The sequence below is a fragment of the Pseudomonas sp. NFACC24-1 genome (assembly GCF_900115235.1).
In the GTDB taxonomy this organism is placed as follows: Bacteria; Pseudomonadota; Gammaproteobacteria; order Pseudomonadales; family Pseudomonadaceae; genus Aquipseudomonas; species Aquipseudomonas fluorescens_AA.
In genome coordinates this window covers 152,713-171,282 of the sequence record NZ_FOVS01000011.1, presented here as the reverse complement: position 1 = coordinate 171,282, position 18,570 = coordinate 152,713, and the positions used below count along the sequence as shown (strand labels likewise).

18 protein-coding genes and 1 pseudogene are annotated in these 18,570 nt (G+C 60.3%); 9 read left to right on the top strand and 10 right to left on the bottom strand.

Features of this window, described 5'->3' with window-relative positions:
• A partial coding sequence (locus tag BM317_RS12925) for a transposase (RefSeq protein WP_139236030.1) occupies nt 1-331 on the top strand: 331 nt, incomplete at its 5' end.
• On the opposite strand, the gene BM317_RS12920 is transcribed toward BM317_RS12925, so the two are convergent.
• Nucleotides 303-689, bottom strand: a complete 387-nt coding sequence (locus BM317_RS12920; RefSeq protein ID WP_092474490.1) for a con-10 family general stress protein — start codon at nt 687-689, stop codon at nt 303-305. The two genes, BM317_RS12925 and BM317_RS12920, sit on opposite strands and share 29 nt — an antisense overlap.
• A gap of 600 nt (nt 690-1,289) precedes the next feature.
• Nucleotides 1,290-1,547, bottom strand: coding sequence for a hypothetical protein (locus BM317_RS12910; RefSeq protein WP_092474488.1), 258 nt, complete (start codon nt 1,545-1,547; stop codon nt 1,290-1,292).
• A 225-nt stretch (nt 1,548-1,772) separates the two neighbouring features.
• On the opposite strand from BM317_RS12910, the gene BM317_RS12905 reads away from it, so the two are divergent.
• A complete protein-coding gene (locus BM317_RS12905; RefSeq protein WP_092167016.1) occupies nt 1,773-2,612 on the top strand; it encodes an NAD-dependent protein deacetylase in 840 nt (279 codons plus the stop codon).
• Between the two features lie 116 nt (nt 2,613-2,728).
• On the opposite strand, the gene BM317_RS12900 is transcribed toward BM317_RS12905, so the two are convergent.
• The gene (locus tag BM317_RS12900) at nt 2,729-3,631 is read right to left on the bottom strand and encodes a LysR family transcriptional regulator (RefSeq protein WP_092167014.1); all 903 of its coding nucleotides are present in this window, start codon (nt 3,629-3,631) and stop codon (nt 2,729-2,731) included.
• Between the two features lie 235 nt (nt 3,632-3,866).
• On the opposite strand from BM317_RS12900, the gene BM317_RS12895 reads away from it, so the two are divergent.
• From BM317_RS12895 to BM317_RS12885, 3 genes are read left to right on the top strand one after another with little or no spacing between them, the layout of a single operon-like run.
• Entirely contained in the window at nt 3,867-4,565 is a 699-nt protein-coding gene (locus BM317_RS12895; RefSeq protein WP_072406964.1) for a CoA transferase subunit A, read from the top strand.
• A 35-nt stretch (nt 4,566-4,600) separates the two neighbouring features.
• Nucleotides 4,601-5,266, top strand: coding sequence for a CoA transferase subunit B (locus BM317_RS12890; RefSeq protein WP_003180355.1), 666 nt, complete (start codon nt 4,601-4,603; stop codon nt 5,264-5,266).
• Between the two features lie 11 nt (nt 5,267-5,277).
• Nucleotides 5,278-6,459, top strand: coding sequence for an acetyl-CoA C-acetyltransferase (locus tag BM317_RS12885; protein ID WP_092145523.1), 1,182 nt, complete (start codon nt 5,278-5,280; stop codon nt 6,457-6,459).
• A 212-nt stretch (nt 6,460-6,671) separates the two neighbouring features.
• On the opposite strand, the gene BM317_RS12880 is transcribed toward BM317_RS12885, so the two are convergent.
• From BM317_RS12880 to BM317_RS12855, 6 genes are read right to left on the bottom strand one after another with little or no spacing between them, the layout of a single operon-like run.
• The gene (locus tag BM317_RS12880; RefSeq protein WP_092167009.1) at nt 6,672-8,414 is read right to left on the bottom strand and encodes an ABC transporter substrate-binding protein; all 1,743 of its coding nucleotides are present in this window, start codon (nt 8,412-8,414) and stop codon (nt 6,672-6,674) included.
• 48 nt (nt 8,415-8,462) lie between these two features.
• Nucleotides 8,463-8,735, bottom strand: a complete 273-nt coding sequence (locus BM317_RS12875; protein ID WP_053123382.1) for a DUF2160 domain-containing protein — start codon at nt 8,733-8,735, stop codon at nt 8,463-8,465.
• Between the two features lie 10 nt (nt 8,736-8,745).
• Complete coding sequence (locus tag BM317_RS12870; RefSeq protein ID WP_092167007.1) at nt 8,746-9,546, bottom strand: carbohydrate ABC transporter permease; 801 nt, start codon at nt 9,544-9,546, stop codon at nt 8,746-8,748.
• 10 nt (nt 9,547-9,556) lie between these two features.
• The gene (locus tag BM317_RS12865; RefSeq protein WP_030142069.1) at nt 9,557-10,423 is read right to left on the bottom strand and encodes a carbohydrate ABC transporter permease; all 867 of its coding nucleotides are present in this window, start codon (nt 10,421-10,423) and stop codon (nt 9,557-9,559) included.
• Nucleotides 10,420-11,529 carry an ABC transporter ATP-binding protein gene (locus tag BM317_RS12860; RefSeq protein WP_092167004.1) on the bottom strand — a complete coding sequence of 370 codons (1,110 nt, stop codon included), beginning with the start codon at nt 11,527-11,529 and terminating at the stop codon, nt 10,420-10,422. Before BM317_RS12860 ends, BM317_RS12865 begins: the two co-directional genes overlap by 4 nt.
• On the bottom strand, nt 11,529-12,623 hold the full coding sequence (locus tag BM317_RS12855; RefSeq protein ID WP_092167002.1) for an ABC transporter ATP-binding protein: 1,095 nt from the start codon (nt 12,621-12,623) through the stop codon (nt 11,529-11,531). The genes BM317_RS12860 and BM317_RS12855 overlap by 1 nt, the downstream gene beginning before the upstream one ends.
• 423 nt (nt 12,624-13,046) lie before the next feature.
• Between BM317_RS12855 and BM317_RS12850 the strand changes: the two genes are divergently transcribed.
• Entirely contained in the window at nt 13,047-14,891 is a 1,845-nt protein-coding gene (locus tag BM317_RS12850; RefSeq protein WP_092167000.1) for a sigma-54-dependent Fis family transcriptional regulator, read from the top strand.
• Between the two features lie 155 nt (nt 14,892-15,046).
• On the opposite strand, the gene BM317_RS12845 is transcribed toward BM317_RS12850, so the two are convergent.
• Entirely contained in the window at nt 15,047-15,550 is a 504-nt protein-coding gene (locus BM317_RS12845) for an anti-virulence regulator CigR family protein (protein ID WP_092474486.1), read from the bottom strand.
• Between the two features lie 511 nt (nt 15,551-16,061).
• Between BM317_RS12845 and BM317_RS12840 the strand changes: the two genes are divergently transcribed.
• The 3 genes and pseudogenes from BM317_RS12840 (at nt 16,062) to BM317_RS12830 (ending at nt 18,311) form a co-directional block, all read left to right on the top strand.
• Nucleotides 16,062-16,949, top strand: coding sequence for an AMP-binding protein (locus BM317_RS12840; protein WP_256574136.1), 888 nt, complete (start codon nt 16,062-16,064; stop codon nt 16,947-16,949).
• A pseudogene (locus BM317_RS12835) lies at nt 16,909-17,067 on the top strand (ectoine synthase); the annotation flags it as partial. The gene BM317_RS12840 and the pseudogene BM317_RS12835, both read left to right, overlap by 41 nt.
• 32 nt (nt 17,068-17,099) lie before the next feature.
• Complete coding sequence (locus BM317_RS12830) at nt 17,100-18,311, top strand: MFS transporter (RefSeq protein ID WP_092474484.1); 1,212 nt, start codon at nt 17,100-17,102, stop codon at nt 18,309-18,311.
• Nucleotides 18,312-18,570: the final 259 nt, after the last annotated feature.

The following is an 18,570-nucleotide window of genomic DNA, read 5'->3' as shown; positions in this document are numbered from 1 at the left end:
GGCGGCCAACCAAGCGTTGATGACGGTCTACTTGATGAAGGCTGAACTCAAAACACTCTGGACCCCGAGTACTGCCTGGGGTTGGCGATCGGCCTGGAAGCAATGGCTGCGCCATGCGCATGAAAGCGAAATACCAGCTCTGATCCAGTTCGCCAAACGGCTAAAGGGTTACTGGCGGGGCATCGTGAGCCGGGTTCGCTGGCCGATGCACACCGGTCAGTTGGAAGGAATAAACAATCGAATAAAGGTCATCAAGCGGATGGCGTACGGTTACCGGGATAGCGAATTCTTTTTCATGAAGATCAAGAGCGTCTTTCCCGGTAATCCGTGAAGAACCTTTTTTCAGCCCCTTTCCTGCCGGCCCCGGAGGCTTTTTCCCGGTCATTGGCAACGTTGCCGCCCGACGCCTGGCCACCTTTGCGGCCGGCTTCCGAAGCCCGCTCAGGGTCGTTGGCAAAGTTACCCCCCGATGCTTGCCCGCCTTTGCGACCGGCTTCAGCGGCGCGTTGCGGGTCGTTGGCAAAATTGCCGCCTGACGCTTGGCCACCCTTGCGTCCAGCCTCGGAGGCGCGCTCAGGATTATTGGCGAAGTTGCCACCCGACGCCTGGCCACCTTTTTTCCCGGCTTCCGATGCCTTCTCACGATCGTTAGCGAAATTGCCAGGGTTGTTATTACCTGTGTTAGCCATTTCATTCACCTCGTTTAGTTGATATCCACGAGCCTTGCTGACTCGTCTTATTCGGAAAACATGACGCCGCCAAGGTTTGAAGGAAACGCGGCAAACGGCGACGAGTGGTCAATGCTCAATTCATATCGCCGCTGCCGTGGTCTTTAGTGCAACAGGCTATTAAACAGGCCGAGACCGAAACTTCATCCAGTGACAGTCCTGTGGGGCGAACTTGCTCGCGATGGCGGTGTGTCAGTCATATCAATGCAGGCTGATCCGACGCTATCGCGAGCAATCTCGCTCCCACAACTGCCTCGCTTCAACATTAAAAACAGTGCGTGTCTTTCCACGCTGTCCGCCAAAGGCCAAGCAACGCCGGCACCCCATTGCACCGGTCTCGTCACCTGGCCTCGCGCCGTTCCAGGAAGCCAAAACTCGCGGGCTGCCGGCGTTGTCCTGCACCACCGCACTGACCGGCTTGCGGCGTCCGGATACCCTGTCGCCGATACCCGGATTAGTGGTTGAACATCCGTTGCGGATCCATCTCGCCTTGGCAATCAGGGCAACCGCACTTTAATTTGCTCATGCTCTTTCTCCCGAGGTCACGGGCTGAAGGCGTCGTCACAACCGGACATCAAGGTTCGCCGCCGCAACACCGTGGTTGGCCACATACACATCGGCAGTCCAGCCCTTGGTCAGGTTGTGATAGGACTGGGTACCCAAGGCCGTACCACTGTCCCACGCCAGGATGTCGCCAATATCGATGTCACTGGCTGAACTCAGCTTCAGCACCGTATGGCGGTCCTCTTGCTTCACGTACACACCCACCATTGAACTCTCTCGATTGATGGCCCGTACTTCACCCTTGGTCCGCTTCATACGTTTCCTCTCTCGGCAGTTTCAGGAGCGGTCGCCCCCTAGGACCGGCCGCTCTTTGCTGCTCAGCGCTTGGCTTCGGCATGCGGGGGTTCTGAAGTACCGCACATAAAAGTGGATAGCGCGGCACGGGGGAAAGTTTGAACAAACCAGCCCCAGGGCGACGAAAGGCGTCGACTCGATCCAAGTGCTAACCTCAACGGCCCAAGGCCAGCGCAGACACCTCCCATGCCCGAAGACCTTCACCAGGCACCCATCGATCAGTTACTGGCGTACACCGCCGGGCGCCGCTTCCTGGTGCTCACCGGCGCCGGCATCAGTACCCCTTCGGGCATCCCCGACTACCGCGACAGCGACGGGGTCCGTCGGGGTCGACAACCGATGATGTACCAGGAGTTCCTCGCCCAGCCCGAGGCACGACGGCGCTATTGGGCAAGGGCGATGCTGGGCTGGCCGCGGGTCAGGCAGGCCAGGCCGAATGTGGCTCACGAAGCCTTGGCCGAGTTGCAGGCGCAGCAACGCATCACCGGCTTGATTACCCAGAATGTCGACACCCTGCACGACCAGGCCGGCAGCCAGGACGTCATCGAACTGCACGGCAGCCTGCATCGTGTGCTGTGCCTGGATTGCGGCCAGCGCAGCGAGCGACAGCAGATTCAACGGTTGATGGAAACCGAAAACCCTTATCTGGCCGGTGTCGATGCGGTGCAGGCCCCCGATGGCGACACCCTGCTCGACCCCGCGTTCGAGGCGCGCTTTCAAGTGCCCCATTGCCCCCATTGCGGCGGCGAGCGGTTGAAACCCGACGTGGTGTTTTTCGGCGAGAACGTCGCCCCCCTCACCGCGACCCGCGCCATGCAAGCCGTCGAGCAAGCGGAAGGCCTGCTGGTGGTGGGTTCGTCGCTGATGGCCTATTCGGCGTTTCGCCTGTGCCGGGCCATCAAGGACCAGGGCAAGCCGCTGTTGGCGATCAACCGAGGCAAGACCCGGGCCGATGAGCTGCTGGACCTCAAGCTTGAAGAGCCGTGTGAGCAATTACTGCCATTGCTGACACAACACCCGTTTTAGCAACACCCGGACCCTTTGTGGGAGCGGGCTTGCTCGCGAAAGCGATGGAACATTCGATACTGCTGTCGACTGACACACCGCTTTCGCGAGCAAGCCGGCTCCCACAGTGGCCGGGGTCAACCTGCGGCCAACTGCATACCCAACTCCTGATCCCTGAGCGTATCGAACAACGCCTGCGCCGCCGCCGACAGTTCATGGCCCGGCTTGGTCAGCACCCCGATGGCTCGCTCGATCACCGGGTCACTCAAGGTGATGCAGCGGGCACCCAGCTCATGCATCTGCCCGACGCACAATGCCGGTACGGCACTGACCCCCAGCCCACTGGCGACCATCCGGCCGACGGTCGCCAACTGGTGGCTCTCGAACTCCACCGGCAGCTTCATGCCCCGGGCTCGCAGATGCTCTTCCAGCATCACCCGTACGGTGGAGGGTCGTTGCAGCGTGATGAACGGCTGCTCCAGCAGGGTTTCCCAGTGGATTTCGTCGCGCTGGGCAAAAGCTGAATCCAACGGCACCACCGCGACGAAGCGATCGAGGTACAAGGGCGTGAACGCCAGGGACGAACCCTGCATCGGCTCGAACGCCACGCCCAGTTCGACATGACGATCACGAACCATTTCCAGCACTTGTTCGTTGATCACATCGTTGACCGTGACGTTGACATTCGGATAGCGGGCGCGGAAGGTCTTGAGGATCGGCGGCAACAAGTTGCCGGCAAACGAAGGCATCGCCGCCAGCGTCACGCGACCGCGCTGCAAGGTGAAGCGCTGGCGCATTTCGTCCTCGGCGTTGTCCCAGTCGGCCACCAGCCGTCGAGCCAGTGGCAGCAAGGATTCACCTTCGGGGGTCAACGCCACGTTACGGGTATTACGGCTGAACAAACGACCGCCGAGGCCTTCTTCCAGGGCCTTGATGGTCAGGCTCAAGGCCGATTGGGACAGGTGCAGCCGCTCGCAGGCCACAGCGAAGCTCAGGCTCTGGGCCACGGCGAGGAAGGCGCGGATTTGCTTGAGGGTCATGGGTGTTTGTGTCCGGTGGGGTAGGAGCTGCCGAAGGCTGCGATCTTTTGATCTTTTGCTTGGGATTCAAGTGTTTTTGGAAAGATCGCAGCCTCGTTGCACTCGACAGCTCCTACAGAAGGAGGCAATTGTTGAGTTTTATCAATCAATCCAACCTAAAAATCAACTTAACAAATATATGACTTGGCGCAACACTGCATTCATTGCGACCCCATCAAGAATAAAAGAGGTGTCTATGGCAGGTTTCGACAAACGCGTGAGCTCTTATGAACAAGCGCTGGAAGGCTTGAAGGACGGCATGACCGTCATCGCCGGCGGCTTCGGCCTGTGCGGTATTCCGGAAAACCTGATCGCCGAGATCAAGCGCAAGGGCATCCGCGACCTCACCGTGGTGTCCAACAACTGCGGCGTCGACGGTTTCGGCCTCGGCGTGCTGTTGGAAGACCGGCAGATCCGCAAGGTGGTCGCCTCCTACGTGGGCGAGAACGCCCTGTTCGAGCAGCAACTGCTGAGCGGCGAAATCGAAGTCGTGCTCACCCCCCAAGGCACCCTCGCCGAAAAAATGCGCGCCGGCGGCGCCGGCATCCCGGCGTTCTTCACCGCTACAGGCGTCGGCACGCCGGTGGCCGAAGGCAAGGAAGTGCGTGAGTTCCATGGCCGCCAGTACCTGATGGAAGAATCCATCACCGGCGACTTCGCCATCGTCAAAGGCTGGAAGGCCGACCATTTCGGCAACGTGATCTATCGCCACACCGCCCAGAACTTCAACCCGCTGGCCGCCACGGCGGGCAAGATCACGGTGGTGGAAGTCGAAGAAATCGTCGAACCCGGCGAGCTGGACCCGACGCAGATCCACACCCCTGGCATCTACGTCGACCGGGTCATTTGCGGCACGTTCGAAAAACGCATCGAACAGCGCACCGTGCGCAAGTGATCCCCTGCCCCCGGCCCGAATGAAGGAATAAGAACATGGCACTTTCCCGCGAACAAATGGCTCAACGCGTCGCCCGCGAAATGCAGGACGGCTACTACGTAAACCTGGGCATCGGCATTCCGACCCTGGTCGCCAACTACATTCCCGAAGGCATGGAAGTCATGCTGCAGTCGGAAAACGGCCTGCTCGGCATGGGCGCATTCCCCACCGAAGCCGAAGTCGATGCCGACATGATCAACGCCGGCAAACAGACGGTCACTGCGCGCATCGGCGCCTCGATCTTCTCTTCGGCCGAATCGTTTGCCATGATCCGTGGCGGCCACATCGACCTGACCGTGCTCGGCGCATTCGAGGTGGATGTCGAAGGCAACATTGCCTCGTGGATGATACCCGGCAAGCTGGTCAAGGGCATGGGCGGTGCGATGGACCTGGTGGCCGGTGCCGAGAACATCATCGTCACCATGACCCATGCGTCGAAAGACGGTGAGTCGAAACTGCTGCCGCGCTGCAGCCTGCCGCTGACCGGCGCCGGTTGCATCAAGCGCGTGCTGACCGACCTGGCCTACCTGGAAATCCAGGACGGCGCCTTCATCCTGAAAGAACGCGCCCCAGGCGTCAGCGTCGAGGAAATCGTCGCCAAGACCGCCGGCAAATTGATCGTGCCGGACCACGTGCCTGAAATGCAGTTCGCTGCCCAGTGAGGAGAGATTCGATGCAAGAAGTCGTGATTGTCGCCGCTACCCGGACCGCCATTGGCAGTTTCCAGGGTTCGCTGGCTTCCATTCCCGCACCGGAACTCGGTGCTGCGGTGATTCGGCGCCTGCTGGAGCAAACCGGCCTGTCCGGCGAGCAGGTCGATGAAGTGATCCTCGGCCAGGTGCTGACTGCGGGCTCCGGGCAAAACCCGGCGCGCCAGGCGTCGATCCTCGCCGGCCTGCCCCATGCGGTGCCGGCGCTGACCCTGAACAAGGTCTGCGGTTCGGGCCTCAAGGCGTTGCACCTGGGCGCCCAGGCGATTCGTTGTGGCGATGCCGAAGTGATCATCGCCGGCGGCATGGAAAACATGAGCCTGGCCCCGTATGTACTGCCGGCCGCCCGCACCGGCCTGCGCATGGGCCACGCGAAGATGATCGACAGCATGATCACCGACGGCTTGTGGGATGCCTTCAACGATTACCACATGGGCATCACCGCCGAGAACCTGGTGGACAAGTACGGCATCAGTCGCGAGGAGCAAGACGCCTTCGCCGCCGCTTCCCAGCAGAAGGCCGTTGCCGCCATCGAGGGCGGTCGGTTTGCCGATGAGATCACGCCGATCCTGATTCCCCAGCGCAAAGGCGATCCCGTGGCGTTCGCCACCGATGAACAACCGCGCGCCGGTACCACCGCCGAATCCCTGGGCAAGCTCAAGCCTGCCTTCAAGAAGGACGGCAGCGTCACCGCGGGCAATGCGTCCTCGCTCAACGATGGTGCCGCCGCCGTGATCCTGATGAGCGCGGAAAAAGCCAAGGCCCTGGGCCTGCCGGTGCTGGCGAAAATCAGTGCCTACGCCAATGCCGGCGTCGACCCGGCAATCATGGGCATCGGCCCGGTCTCGGCCACCCGTCGCTGCCTGGACAAGGCCGGCTGGTCGCTGGACCAACTGGACCTGATCGAAGCCAACGAAGCCTTCGCCGCCCAGTCGCTGGCCGTGGCCCGGGAACTGAAATGGGACATGGACAAGGTCAACGTCAATGGCGGCGCCATCGCCCTGGGCCACCCTATTGGCGCGTCGGGTTGCCGGGTCCTGGTGTCGCTGCTGCATGAAATGATCAAGCGCGACGCCAAGAAAGGCCTCGCGACCCTGTGCATCGGCGGCGGCCAAGGCGTGGCCCTGGCGCTGGAACGGGCATAACCGACACGGGTTCAACGGTGGCTGCACGGACCCACGAATATCCGTGCAGCCACTGGCACCACCACCGGCGCGACCTCGGTTACGCCGGTTTTTTTGCCTGCCGGTTTATGTGGATGGCTTGCTCGCGATAGCGGCGGGTCTGTTTGTTGCGGTAAGCCCTGGCCCAAAAAAAACGGCACCTTTCGGTGCCGTTCGTTTTCACATCCGGGGCTTTACTTGCGTGCCGCCTCCCATGATTTCAGCAGCTCGGCGTAGCTCACGGTTTCGCCTTTAGGCTTCTCGTTCGCCAGTTTCGGCTTCGGTGCGCCCGGTTGGTCGAACCAGTATTGCGCGTCGCGCTCAGGGTTCATCTTAGGTGCGCAAGTGGCTTGGGCCTTGGAGCGTTCCAGGCGGGTCATGATCGCATCCTGGTCCTTGGCCAACCCGTCGAGGGCCTGCTGCGGCGTTTTCTCGCCACTGGCAGCTTCGGCGATGTGGCTCCACCACAATTGCGCCAGGCGTGGGTAGTCCGGCACGTTGGTCCCGGTCGGGGTCCATTGCACGCGGGCCGGGCTGCGGTAGAACTCCACCAGTCCACCGAGTTTCGGTGCCAGGTCGGTCAGCGCCTGGGAGTTGATGTCCGACTCACGAATCGGCGTCAGGCCAACGATGGTCTTCTTCAGCGACACGGTCTTGGACGTCACGAACTGCGCATAGAGCCAGGCCGCGAGTTTCTGCTTCTCAGGCGTGGACTTCATGAACGTCCAGGAACCCACGTCCTGATAGCCCAGCTTCATGCCCTCTTCCCAATACGGACCGCGTGGCGATGGCGCCATGCGCCATTTCGGCGTGCCATCGGCGTTCATCACCGGCAGGCCCGGCTTGGTCATGTCGGCCGTGAAAGCGGTGTACCAGAAGATCTGCTGGGCGATGTTGCCTTGGGACGGCACCGGGCCGGACTCGGAGAAGGTCATGCCCGCCGCTTCCGGTGGCGCGTACTTCTTCATCCAGTCCACGTATTTGGTGGTGGCGAACACGGCCGCGGGACCGTTGGTGTCACCGCCGCGGGTCACGCTGGAGCCGACCGGATGGCAGTCTTCGACGCGAATACCCCACTCGTCCACCGGCAAACCATTGGGCAAGCCCTTGTCACCGCCACCGGCCATGGAGAACCAGGCATCGGTGAAGCGCCAGCCCAGGGACGGGTCTTTCTTGCCGTAGTCCATGTGCCCGTAGACGCGCTTGCCATCGATCTCCTTGACGTCTTCGGAGAAGAACTTGGCGATGTCTTCATAGGCCGACCAGTTCACCGGCACACCCAACTCGTAGCCGTATTTTTCCTTGAACTTGGCCTTCAGGTCCGCACGCTCGAACCAGTCGGCGCGGAACCAGTACAGGTTGGCGAATTGCTGGTCGGGCAGTTGATAGACCTTGCCGTCCGGCGCGGTGGTGAAGGAAATACCGATGAAGTCCTTGAGGTCCAGGGTCGGCGAGGTGAAGTCCTTGCCTTCGTTGGCCATCAGGTCGGTGATCGATTCGGTCTTGCCGTAGCGGAAGTGCGTACCGATCAAGTCCGAGTCGTTGACCCAGCCGTCATAGATATTCTTGTCCGATTGCATCTGGGTCTGCAGCTTCTCCACCACGTCGCCTTCCTGGAGCAGGTCGTGGGTCAGCTGGATCCCGGTGATTTCGCTGAAAGCCTTGGCCAGCACCTTGGATTCATATTCGTGGGTGGCGATGGTTTCCGACACCACGTTGATTTTCATCCCGCGAAACGGCTGGGCGGCCTTGATGAACCATTTGAGTTCTTCGAGCTGCTGCTCGGCTGTCAGGGTCGACGGCTTGAATTCACTGCCGATCCATTTTTTAGCGGCGTCTTCATAGGCGTCGGCCCAGGCCGTAGCGCTCAGCCCGCTGAGTGCCAGCATGGCTGCCAATGAAACGCTATGTCGCAGCTTATTGTTTTTATCGAACATAGAGACCTCCTGTTTGGGTTTAAGAGCCTGATCGTCGAATTGTCGCGATTAGCCCCACCGCATCACTGCCAACAGCCACACCCAAGACAACGCGAACGCTATCCAGATGCTCCAGTCGGTGGCGCCGATCACCAGCAAGTGCAGGTAGGCGCTACCGAGAAGACCGATAAACAACCGATCGCCACGGGTGGTGGCAATCGGCAGGAAACCACGCCGAGGGATGCTCGGCGAACGCAGTTCCCACGTGGTCATGCCTGCCAGCAGCAAGGCGATGACCCCAAAAAAAGCCGCCGTCGGGCCGGTCCAGTTCATCCATTCCATCATCGACTCCTCAGACCCGGCCCAGGGCAAAGCCCTTGGCCACGTGGTTGCGAACGAACCAGATCACCAGCATGCCCGGCAGGATGGTCAACACCCCCGCCGCCGCCAGCACCCCCCAGTCGATACCGGACGCCGATACCGTACGGGTCATGACCGCCGCGATCGGCTTGGCATTCACCGAGGTGAGCGTGCGCGCCAGCAACAGTTCGACCCAGGAAAACATGAAGCAGAAAAATGCCGTCACACCGATGCCGGAGCCGATCAACGGAATGAAGATCTTGGCGAAGAACTTGGGGAAACTGTAGCCGTCAATGTAGGCGGTCTCGTCAATTTCTTTCGGCACCCCGGACATGAACCCTTCGAGGATCCACACCGCCAACGGCACGTTGAACAGGCAATGGGCCAGGGCCACGGCGATATGGGTGTCGAACAGCCCGATGGACGAATACAGCTGGAAGAACGGCAACAGGAACACCGCCGGTGGCGCCATGCGGTTGGTCAGCAGCCAGAAGAACAGGTGCTTGTCCCCCAGGAACCGATAACGGGAAAACGCATAGGCGGCCGGCAACGCGACGCCCAGGGAAATCACCGTGTTCAGGCTCACGTAGTACAGCGAGTTCAAGTAACCGGTGTACCAGCTTGGGTCGGTGAAGATCACCTTGTAGTTGTGGAAGGTGAAATCCTGCGGCCACAGGGTCAGGCTGCCGAGGATCTCGGTGTTGCTCTTGAACGACATGTTCAGCAGCCAGTAGATGGGCACCAGCAGGAACAGGATGTAGATCAACAGCGGAATCAGCTTTTTCTTGCTCATTGTGCGGGCCTCAACGGTTGGCGTCGGAGTGCGTCATGGCGGTGTAGAACAGCCAGGACACCAACAGAATGATCAGGAAATACACCAGGGAAAACGCCGCCGCCGGGCCCAGGTCGAATTGGCCGATAGCCATCTGCGTCAGGGTCTGGCTGAGGAACGTGGTGGCGTTGCCCGGCCCGCCGCCGGTGAGTACGAACGGCTCGGTGTAGATCATGAAGCTGTCCATGAAACGCAGCATCACGGCGATCAGCAGCACGCTCTTCATCTTCGGCAACTGGATGTGACGGAACACGGCCCAGTTCGACGCCCGGTCGATCCGCGCAGCCTGGTAGTACACGTCGGGAATCGCTCGCAGCCCCGAATAGCACAGCAGCGCCACCAACGAAGTCCAGTGCCAGACATCCATCACCAACACAGTGACCCAGGCGTCCATGGTGTTGGCCGCATAGTTGTAGTTGATGCCCAGGCCGTTGAGGGTCGAGCCCAGCAAACCGATGTCGGCGCGGCCGAAAATCTGCCAGATGGTGCCCACCACGTTCCACGGGATCAGCAGCGGAATCGCCAGGATGATCAGCACCAGGGACGACCATTTGCCCTTGGTCGGCATGGTCAGGGCGATGGCGATGCCCAGGGGAATTTCAATCAGCAGCACGCACGCCGAGTAGATGAACTGGCGCAGCAGCGAATCGTGCAGCCGCGGATCGAGCAGCACCTGCTTGTACCAGTCGGCGCCGACGAAGTAGCGGCTGGATTGGTCGAAGATGTCCTGCACCGAATAGTTGACCACGGTCATCATCGGAATCACGGCGCTGAAGGCCACCAGCAGGAACACCGGCAATACCAACCACCAGGCCTTGTTGTTCTGCACCTTGTTCATGGCTGCACCTCGCTCAACGGTTCCAGCAAGTATTCATCGGCATAGACCATCAGCCATTGGGCCGGAAAACTGATGTACGCCGTGCCTTCGGGCACGGGCTTGTCTTCGGCCAGGCGGACCTTCAGCGGTGCGCCATCGAGGTTGAGGGTCAGGATCTTGTAGGTGCCCAGGTCTTCGACGTGCACCACATCAGCCTGCATCGCGTCGTCGTAGGGGCCATCCCAGACATGCACGAACTCGGGACGGATACCGACCTTCAGGCTTTTGCCTTCGGCTTCGGCGACACGACGTTGCAAGGTTTCCGACAGCGGCAAGTGGGTCGAGGCGAAACCGACACCGCCAGGCTGCACCGTGACCTCGATCAGGTTCATCCCCGGGCTGCCGATGAAGTAGCCGACAAAGGTGTGGCTCGGGCGCTCGAACAAGTCCCGGGGCGTACCGAACTGCACGATCTGGCCGCCGTACATCACCGCGATCTTGTCGGCGAACGTCGAGGCTTCCAACTGGTCGTGGGTGACGTAGACCATGGTGATGTTGAACTGCTCATGGATCTGCTTGAGCTTGCGCCGCAATTTCCATTTCAGGTGCGGGTCGATCACCGTCAGCGGTTCGTCGAACAGGATCGCCGACACATCGTCACGCACCAGCCCGCGGCCCATGGAGACTTTCTGCTTCTCATCGGCGGTGAGGTTGCGGGCCTTTTTGTCCAGCAGGTTCTGCAGGTCCAGGACCTCGGCGATTTCCTGCACCTTGGTGTGGATCCGCGCTTCGGCCATGCCCTGGTTGCGCAGCGGGAACGCCAGGTTGTCGAACACCGTCATGGTGTCGTACACCACCGGGAACTGGAAAACCTGGGCAATGTTGCGGTGTTCCGGGGTCAGGTCGTTGACGACTTTGCTGTCGAACATCACCTGCCCTTCGGAAGGGCTGAGCAAGCCGGAAATGATGTTGAGCAAGGTGGACTTGCCGCAGCCCGAAGGTCCGAGCAGCGCATAGGCGCCGCCCTGCTCCCAGATGTGGTTCATCTCGCGGATCGCGTAATCCTCGGGGCCCGCCGGGGTGCTGGTGTAGCTGTGGGCGAGGTTCTGCAAACGAATTTCAGCCATCAGGCAACCCTCGCGATACGCTGCCCTGGGGCTTGGACCAGCTTGCCCTGGGCGTCGAAGACAAACAGTTTATGGGTCGGAATGTAGATGCGAATCGGCGCATCCACGTCGTACTCATGTACCCCCGGCAAATGCAGCACCAGCAGGAAATGTTCATTGCGCACGTGCAGGAATGTCTCCGAGCCGCTGATCTCGGCCACTTCGACGGTCACCGCCAGTTCGAGGTCGTCGTCGTTGCTCGGCACCAGGGAAATATGGCTGGGGCGCACGCCGAAACGGAACTCGCCCTCGCCCACCGGGCGCAGGTCGACGTTCAGCGGGAAGTGCACGAAATTGGCGAAGCTGACTTCGTTGCCGGCGATACGACCCGGCATGAGGTTGATCGGCGGTTCGGAAAACAGCTCGGCGGCCAGCACGGTTTGTGGCTGGTGATAGACAGAAGACGACTTGCCACTTTGAATCACCCGGCCCTCATGCAGGATCGTGGTGGTGCCGCCCAGGGCCAGCGCTTCGTTAGGCTCGGTGGTGGCGTAGACAGCGATGGTGTGGCGGGCCTGGAACAGCTCGCGCATTTCCTGGCGCAGCTCTTCACGCAGCTTGTAGTCCAGGTTCACCAGGGGCTCGTCGAACAGGATCAGTTCGGCGTCCTTGACCAGCGCCCGGGCCATGGCCGTGCGCTGCTGCTGGCCGCCGGACAATTCCAGCGGATGGCGCTGCAGGAACTTCTCGATCCGCAGCATCCTGGCGGTTTCCAGCACCTTGCTCTGGATGACTTCGTCGGACACACCAGCCTGGCGCAACGGCGAGGCGATGTTTTCGAAAACAGTCATGGTCGGGTAGTTGATGAACTGCTGGTAAACCATCGACACATTGCGCAGCCGCACCGGGCGGTTGGTGACGTCGACGCCGTTCATCAGGATGCGGCCGCTGTCGGGCTTGTCCAGACCGGCCATCAGACGCATGAGACTGGTCTTGCCGGACAGCGTACGGCCCAACAGGACGTTGAAGGATCCGGGTTCGAAACTCAGATTGGCATCGTCGATCCAGGTCTGGCCTTCGACGGTGCGACAGATGTGCTCAAGCTTTAATGACATGGCTCGGCCTTTTTATTATTTGGAGTCAAGCGACCCAAGCTTAAAAGCGAAAGCCGTGCCAGAAATCACAACCCCTTGATCTTGCTTATTTTTGTAAAAAAATCCGAGAAAAACACGTTCGCAGATGAACACAAGTGAACAGCCACGACTGAACAACTGAACAATTCACGGGTTGACAATGAACAATTTTGAACAACACTGAATGAACGTTTTCGGTTAGCCTGAATTCGATCCCTGTGGGAGCGGGCTTGCTCGAAGGCGGTGTGTCAGTCAGTACAAATGTCGGCTGTCACGGCGCTTTCGCGAGCAAGCCCGCTCCCACAATGGTCTGTGTTATTACGTGCTATTCAGGCCTGCCCCAGCACAAGGAGTCTGTGCGAGACTTGCCACAACAATAAAAAACAGCACCTGCGAGAGTGCCCCATGGCCGCACCTGCTCCTGCCTTGTCCCACGAGGCCATCATCCAGGCCTCCTGGTCCCGTTGCCGTGCCTTTGGCCTGAACCACCAGAGCGTGCCGGCCTTCGATCAATTGCCCGCCCAAGGCATCGCCCAGTTGCTGGAGAGCCAGCATTCGCTGGTGCAGACCACCCACCAGGAAGTCTTGCCGTATTACGAGAACATCCTGAGCAACTCCAACTGCCTGATCATGCTGGCCGACAACCAGGGCCAAGTGCTGACCTCCTGGGGCACCCAGCGCTTCATCGAGCCGAAACTGGCCCATGGCTTCAGCGCCGGGGCGAGCTGGATGGAGCGCTGCACCGGCACCAACGCCATCGGCACCGCGCTGGCCTGCGAACAGGCAGTGCACATCGAGCACGATGAACATTTCCTCAAGGCCAATCGCTTCATGACCGGCTCCGCCGCGCCGATCTTCGATGCCGAGCGCAAGGTCATCGCCGTGCTGGACGTCTCCAGCGACAGCTACCTGCCGCCTTCCCACACCCTGGGCATGGTCAAGATGATGAGCCAGACCGTGGAGAACCGGCTGATCCTCAACTTGTTTCGCGGTGAACACTTCCAACTGACCTTCAACACCGGCTTGAACAACCTCGACAGCCAATGGGCGGGGCTGCTGATCTTCGACGAGAGCGGCCAAGTCCTGTCAGCCAATCGCCGGGCCGACAACCTGCTGGGCCTGAGCCTGTCACGGGTGAGTATTGAAAGCCTGTTCAAGGTTTCGCTGCTGGAACTGCTGAACCAACCCGACGGCCTGCCGTTCGCCCTGCAAGCCTCCGGCAGCAATCGATTCCAGTGCTTGCTCAGGCGTCCGAGCCAGGTGTCGATCAGGGCACGGGTCTTCACCGAGGCGACGCCTGCGCAAGCCCCCGCCAGCAACACCATCAGCCTCAATACCCTGCACTTCGGTGACAACCGTGTGGAAAAAGCCGTGCGCCAGGCCGAGCGCTTGCTGGAGAAGGACATTCCGCTGCTGATCCATGGCGAGACCGGCGTCGGCAAGGAAGTGTTCGTCAAAGCCCTGCACCAGGCCAGCTCGCGCTGCAAGCAGCCGTTCATTGCCGTGAACTGCGCCGCGATCCCCGCCGAGTTGGTGGAGTCGGAGCTGTTCGGTTATGAAAAAGGCGCGTTCACCGGCGCCAACCAGAAAGGCAGCATCGGCCTGATCCGCAAGGCCGACCGCGGCACGCTGTTCCTCGACGAAATCGGCGACATGCCACTGCCGACCCAGGCCCGACTGTTGCGGGTCTTGCAGGAGCGCTGCGTGCAACCGGTGGGCAGCGCCGAGTTGTTCCCGGTAGACATCCGTATCATCTCCGCCACCAACCGCTCGCTGCGCGAACAGGTGCAGCTGGGGCGGTTTCGCGAAGACTTGTACTACCGCATCGGCGGCCTGACCCTGGAACTGCCGCCCCTGCGCGAACGCAGCGACAAGCAGGCGCTGTTCAAACGCCTCTGGGAACACCACCGCGAACCGACCCAATGGGCCGGCCTGAGCCGTGAGGTACTGGATTTGTTCGAACGCCATCCCTGGCCGGGCAACCTGCGACAGGTCAGCAGCGTGCTGCAAGTGGCCCTGGCGATGGCCGAGGAACAGCCGATCCGGCCGGAGCACCTGCCCGACGACTTTTTTGTCGACCTGGAAATGGAGCCGGTGGAAACACCGGAGCCGCTGAGGGTAGACCTCAACGACACCGAAGACTTGAACCGCCAACTGCAGGCCGTGGGCGGAAACATTTCACACCTGGCGCGACGCTTGGGCGTCAGCCGCAACACCCTGTACAAACGCCTGCGACAACTTGAGAGCTGATACAAAACCTGTCCCGCAAGGTGTTTGTGGTGAATACCGAAACGGTGGGAGCGAGCTTGCTCGCGATAGCGTCCGTTCAGCCAATGATCAAATGACTGACACTAGGCCATCGCGAGCAAGCTCGCTCCCACAGGAGGTTCAGTTGGAACACGGGGTCAGTCGAACGCGCCATTGAGCACTTCATAGATGATGCCACTGGCGATCGCCACCAGGATCAGGTCCGTGCCGACCTGCTGCCATTCATAACCGTCATAGTGCGGCAACCGCCCCAGCAGCCGGCCATCAAGCTTCTTGGCGATGCCGGGGGGCAACGGCTTGCCTCGGGCCAGGTTTTTCTGGATACCCGGCGGCAGTGCCGGGCCAGGGCTCCAATAATCGCGATAGCCGCCAATCACGCCCAGGATGCCGCCACGGTCAATGCTCGGGCCGTTCTGCCAATCGCCACCTTGGTTTCCCTTGCCGCCCTGGTTGCCCTTGTTGCCGGGATTGCCTTGACCGCCCTTGTTGCCCTGCCCGCCTTTACCTCCTTGCCCGTGGCCCTGGCCTTGATCGAATTGGGCGTTGCCCTTGCCGTTACCCGGGTCCGCCACGACAACCTCGGAAGCCGCCACCAGGGCGAGGCAGGTTAAAGCTGCAATCAACGAGCGCGATGTGAACATGGTAATGCTCTCAAGAAAGGGGATATCCCCCTGTCAATGTAGACGATCAACACGGTCATCGGTTCGTGCAGCCGCAACCGCGGATACAAGCCCCATACAACCGAGGCAACATTCCGTTTTTATCAGTACGCGGGCCTACTGGGTTTCAAGAATATTCTTACTTAGGTTGAAAACTTATATTTAGGCAATTTCCCACACTTTCTTCGGACATCTAATATTGTCACGATACCGTGACAAAAACCTTGCACCAGCTCGGCCCGGCAAGCTTGACAGTCAAACTTCCGAATGGAACTATCAGGCCGACTTCAAGCTACAGCTTCATCATGGATGGCAATAAAAACAACAAGGAGATCACGCTTGTGCCGCCTCTCGGTGCCCCACTGCCTATCGCCTCTGAATACTCTTCTCGATCCTGCACTGGCGTGTATTTCTTCTCGCCGATAAATATCGCCGTCCTGGTGAATCTTCGATTCAATTGAAACGACAGGCGGTTAATGCAAAGGGATCGCTGATGCCTCTTTTTCATCATTTCTTCGAAAACAATGCCCGTCTTACGCCTGGTAAATCAGCACTGGTAATCGACGGTGTCCACACTCGGTATGACACCCTGGAAAAGCGCGCCACATCGATCGCCGCTTTGCTGATCAAGTGCGGCGTCAAGCGTGGCGACCGTGTGGCCCTGTACTCGCGGATCAGCGCAGACTTGATCGCGGCTTTTCTGGGCGTATTGAAAATCGGCGCAATCACTGCCGCGACACACCCCACCTACAGCCGCAGCAAACTGCTCTACCAACTGGAGCACACCGATGCCCGGGTATTGCTCACCGATCGCTATGAGGATCCAGGGGTGCTGGACTCGGTGGCCAAGCTGGAGACAATCCTTGTATTCGGTGCGCCCCAGGACCTCCCGGCAGACGCCCCCGGCCTTGGAAAAGCCCTGGAAGCACTGACGCCGGACGACCTGGAAAAACCGCTTCCCGCTATCGACGAACGCCTGCCGACCTCGATCTTCTACACCTCCGGATCCACCTTCAACCCCAAGGGCGTGGTGGTCAACCACCCCATCATGATCGCGGCCGCGACCAGCGTCATCGATTACCTGGGCAATACCGCCAGCGATGTCATCCTCAGTTACTCGACCCTGGCTTCCGACTACGGCGTCTACAACATCATGATGCCGTTGTTCTTTGGCGGCACCGCCGTGATCGAAAGCCAACCCGCGAACTGTGCCGACGACGTGCTCGAAGTGATCAGGCGAGAACAGGTGACCGGCCTGCATGAATCCGGCCTGGCGCGACGGCAGCTGTCCATGGACGAACTGCTGCGGCTCAAGCGTGATCGCAGCTACGTGGCGCGGCCCGATTCGCCCCGGCGATATCTACGTACTCGACCAGCATGACCGTCATTACCTGCGCGGCGGGAAAGACCAGGACCTGATCCTGGTCAGCGTCTTCAATCCGCCCCTCAAGGGCGACGAGCGACACAACCTGAATGACGCGTCCGGCTCTGCCTATTGACCGGCTCCCCAGCTCCTCGACACGAGAACACCATGCGCAAGGATTACCTGGCTTTTTTCACCTCAATGTTCCTCTCCCGGCTGGCCGACCAGATACTGTTGTTCATCGTCCCGCTGATTGTGTTCCAGACCACCAATAGCGTTTCCTGGGCGGGCCTGGCCTTCTTCGTCGAGTCCCTGCCGCGCTACTTGTCGTTCCCGATTTGCGGCGCCCTGTGCGACAAGTTCTCGCCCATCCGCATCCTGCACATCAGCCAGGTCTATCGCGCCGCGGCGTGTGTCGCGGCAGTGGTCCTGTACGCGATCTTTGGCGGCATCTACTGGATCGTGGCCCTCTCGGCGTTGTGTGGCGTACTGACCACCCAGGGCATCATGGCCCGCGAAGTGGTGATGCCTTACATATTCAAGCACTACACCTACACCAAGACCCTGTCGTACTCGCAAATCGCCGACCAGACCGGCCTGGTGCTGGGCCCGTTGCTCGCCGCGCTGATGCTTGAGGTGTGGGCGTGGCACTGGGTGGTGCTGGCGATTGCCGGACTGTTCCTGCTGGCGGACCTGGCGATGCTGTACTGGCAGCGCACCAGTTCGGTCACCCTGGAAACGTTCGAGCAACATCACGACCTCTGGCTCAACCCGTTGCGCATCGCTTTCGGCCATATCCGCAACCTGGCGGAACTGAAAAAAGTCATCAGCCTGGCGGTGGGCGTCAACTTGATCATCGGTGTCACACTCGCCACTTCGGCGGCCATGGTCATCGGTCAATACAGCACCGGCAAGGACTATTACGCCGGGGTGCAGGCGGCCGGTGCCGTGACCACCATCGTCATCCTGTTCTTCCTGGCGCGGGTCACGCTGCCCTTGAAATTGCTGGGTGCCCTGTCCTACACGTTGATTGCCGCCGGTGCGTTCATCACCGCGTTCAGCCCCCATGCCTGGGGGTATGTGGTCGGTTTCCTGCTGGTCGTCGGCTTCGACAAGATGTTCAACGTGTACATGCGCAGCATCCGCCAACAAGTCATTCCGCCCCAGGATTTCGGCAAGACCGTTGGCGTCATTACGCTGCTCAACAACTTGTCCCAACCGCTGGCAGGCCTGTTGGTCGCAGTGCTGGCCGCGCCTATCGGCACGCAACAGGTGATCCTGCTGCTGGCATTCGCCACCAGCCTGATCGGCATCGCAGTGATCGTGGCATTTAAAAAAACGACACCCGCGCCGGCAGCCTATGGCGTCGATCCGGAGTGATCGAGCTGGGCCTCGAAGACGTGGAACGGCCCGGCACACACAATCGTTTCGAATAGATCGGTTTGTATTATCAGTGACTTATTGTTGAGGCATGGTTGCAACGTTGCAGCGTCGTACGCGTCTGCCTGGGTGCTTTGCCCGCCATTCGTCGCTTGTCGAACGTTACGGCCAACCGACGACAAAGTCTGGCTTAGGGTTTGCACCGGCTTGCTCCAGCAGCCAAGAACGACGTAATTCTGACGCGGCGGCAAATCAATCA

Coding starts and splice junctions, on each gene's coding strand:
- BM317_RS12855 (WP_092167002.1), bottom strand. CDS start 12,623: ATGTCATTAAAGCTTGAGCACATCTGTCGCACCGTCGAAGGCCAGACC.
- BM317_RS12895 (WP_072406964.1), top strand. CDS start 3,867: ATGGCAGGTTTCGACAAACGCGTGAGCTCTTATGAACAAGCGCTGGAA.
- BM317_RS12830 (WP_092474484.1), top strand. CDS start 17,100: ATGCGCAAGGATTACCTGGCTTTTTTCACCTCAATGTTCCTCTCCCGG.
- BM317_RS12850 (WP_092167000.1), top strand. CDS start 13,047: ATGGCCGCACCTGCTCCTGCCTTGTCCCACGAGGCCATCATCCAGGCC.
- BM317_RS12840 (WP_256574136.1), top strand. CDS start 16,062: ATGCCTCTTTTTCATCATTTCTTCGAAAACAATGCCCGTCTTACGCCT.
- BM317_RS12905 (WP_092167016.1), top strand. CDS start 1,773: ATGCCCGAAGACCTTCACCAGGCACCCATCGATCAGTTACTGGCGTAC.
- BM317_RS12910 (WP_092474488.1), bottom strand. CDS start 1,547: ATGAAGCGGACCAAGGGTGAAGTACGGGCCATCAATCGAGAGAGTTCA.
- BM317_RS12875 (WP_053123382.1), bottom strand. CDS start 8,735: ATGGAATGGATGAACTGGACCGGCCCGACGGCGGCTTTTTTTGGGGTC.
- BM317_RS12920 (WP_092474490.1), bottom strand. CDS start 689: ATGGCTAACACAGGTAATAACAACCCTGGCAATTTCGCTAACGATCGT.
- BM317_RS12880 (WP_092167009.1), bottom strand. CDS start 8,414: ATGTTCGATAAAAACAATAAGCTGCGACATAGCGTTTCATTGGCAGCC.
- BM317_RS12865 (WP_030142069.1), bottom strand. CDS start 10,423: ATGAACAAGGTGCAGAACAACAAGGCCTGGTGGTTGGTATTGCCGGTG.
- BM317_RS12845 (WP_092474486.1), bottom strand. CDS start 15,550: ATGTTCACATCGCGCTCGTTGATTGCAGCTTTAACCTGCCTCGCCCTG.
- BM317_RS12870 (WP_092167007.1), bottom strand. CDS start 9,546: ATGAGCAAGAAAAAGCTGATTCCGCTGTTGATCTACATCCTGTTCCTG.
- BM317_RS12890 (WP_003180355.1), top strand. CDS start 4,601: ATGGCACTTTCCCGCGAACAAATGGCTCAACGCGTCGCCCGCGAAATG.
- BM317_RS12860 (WP_092167004.1), bottom strand. CDS start 11,529: ATGGCTGAAATTCGTTTGCAGAACCTCGCCCACAGCTACACCAGCACC.
- BM317_RS12900 (WP_092167014.1), bottom strand. CDS start 3,631: ATGACCCTCAAGCAAATCCGCGCCTTCCTCGCCGTGGCCCAGAGCCTG.
- BM317_RS12885 (WP_092145523.1), top strand. CDS start 5,278: ATGCAAGAAGTCGTGATTGTCGCCGCTACCCGGACCGCCATTGGCAGT.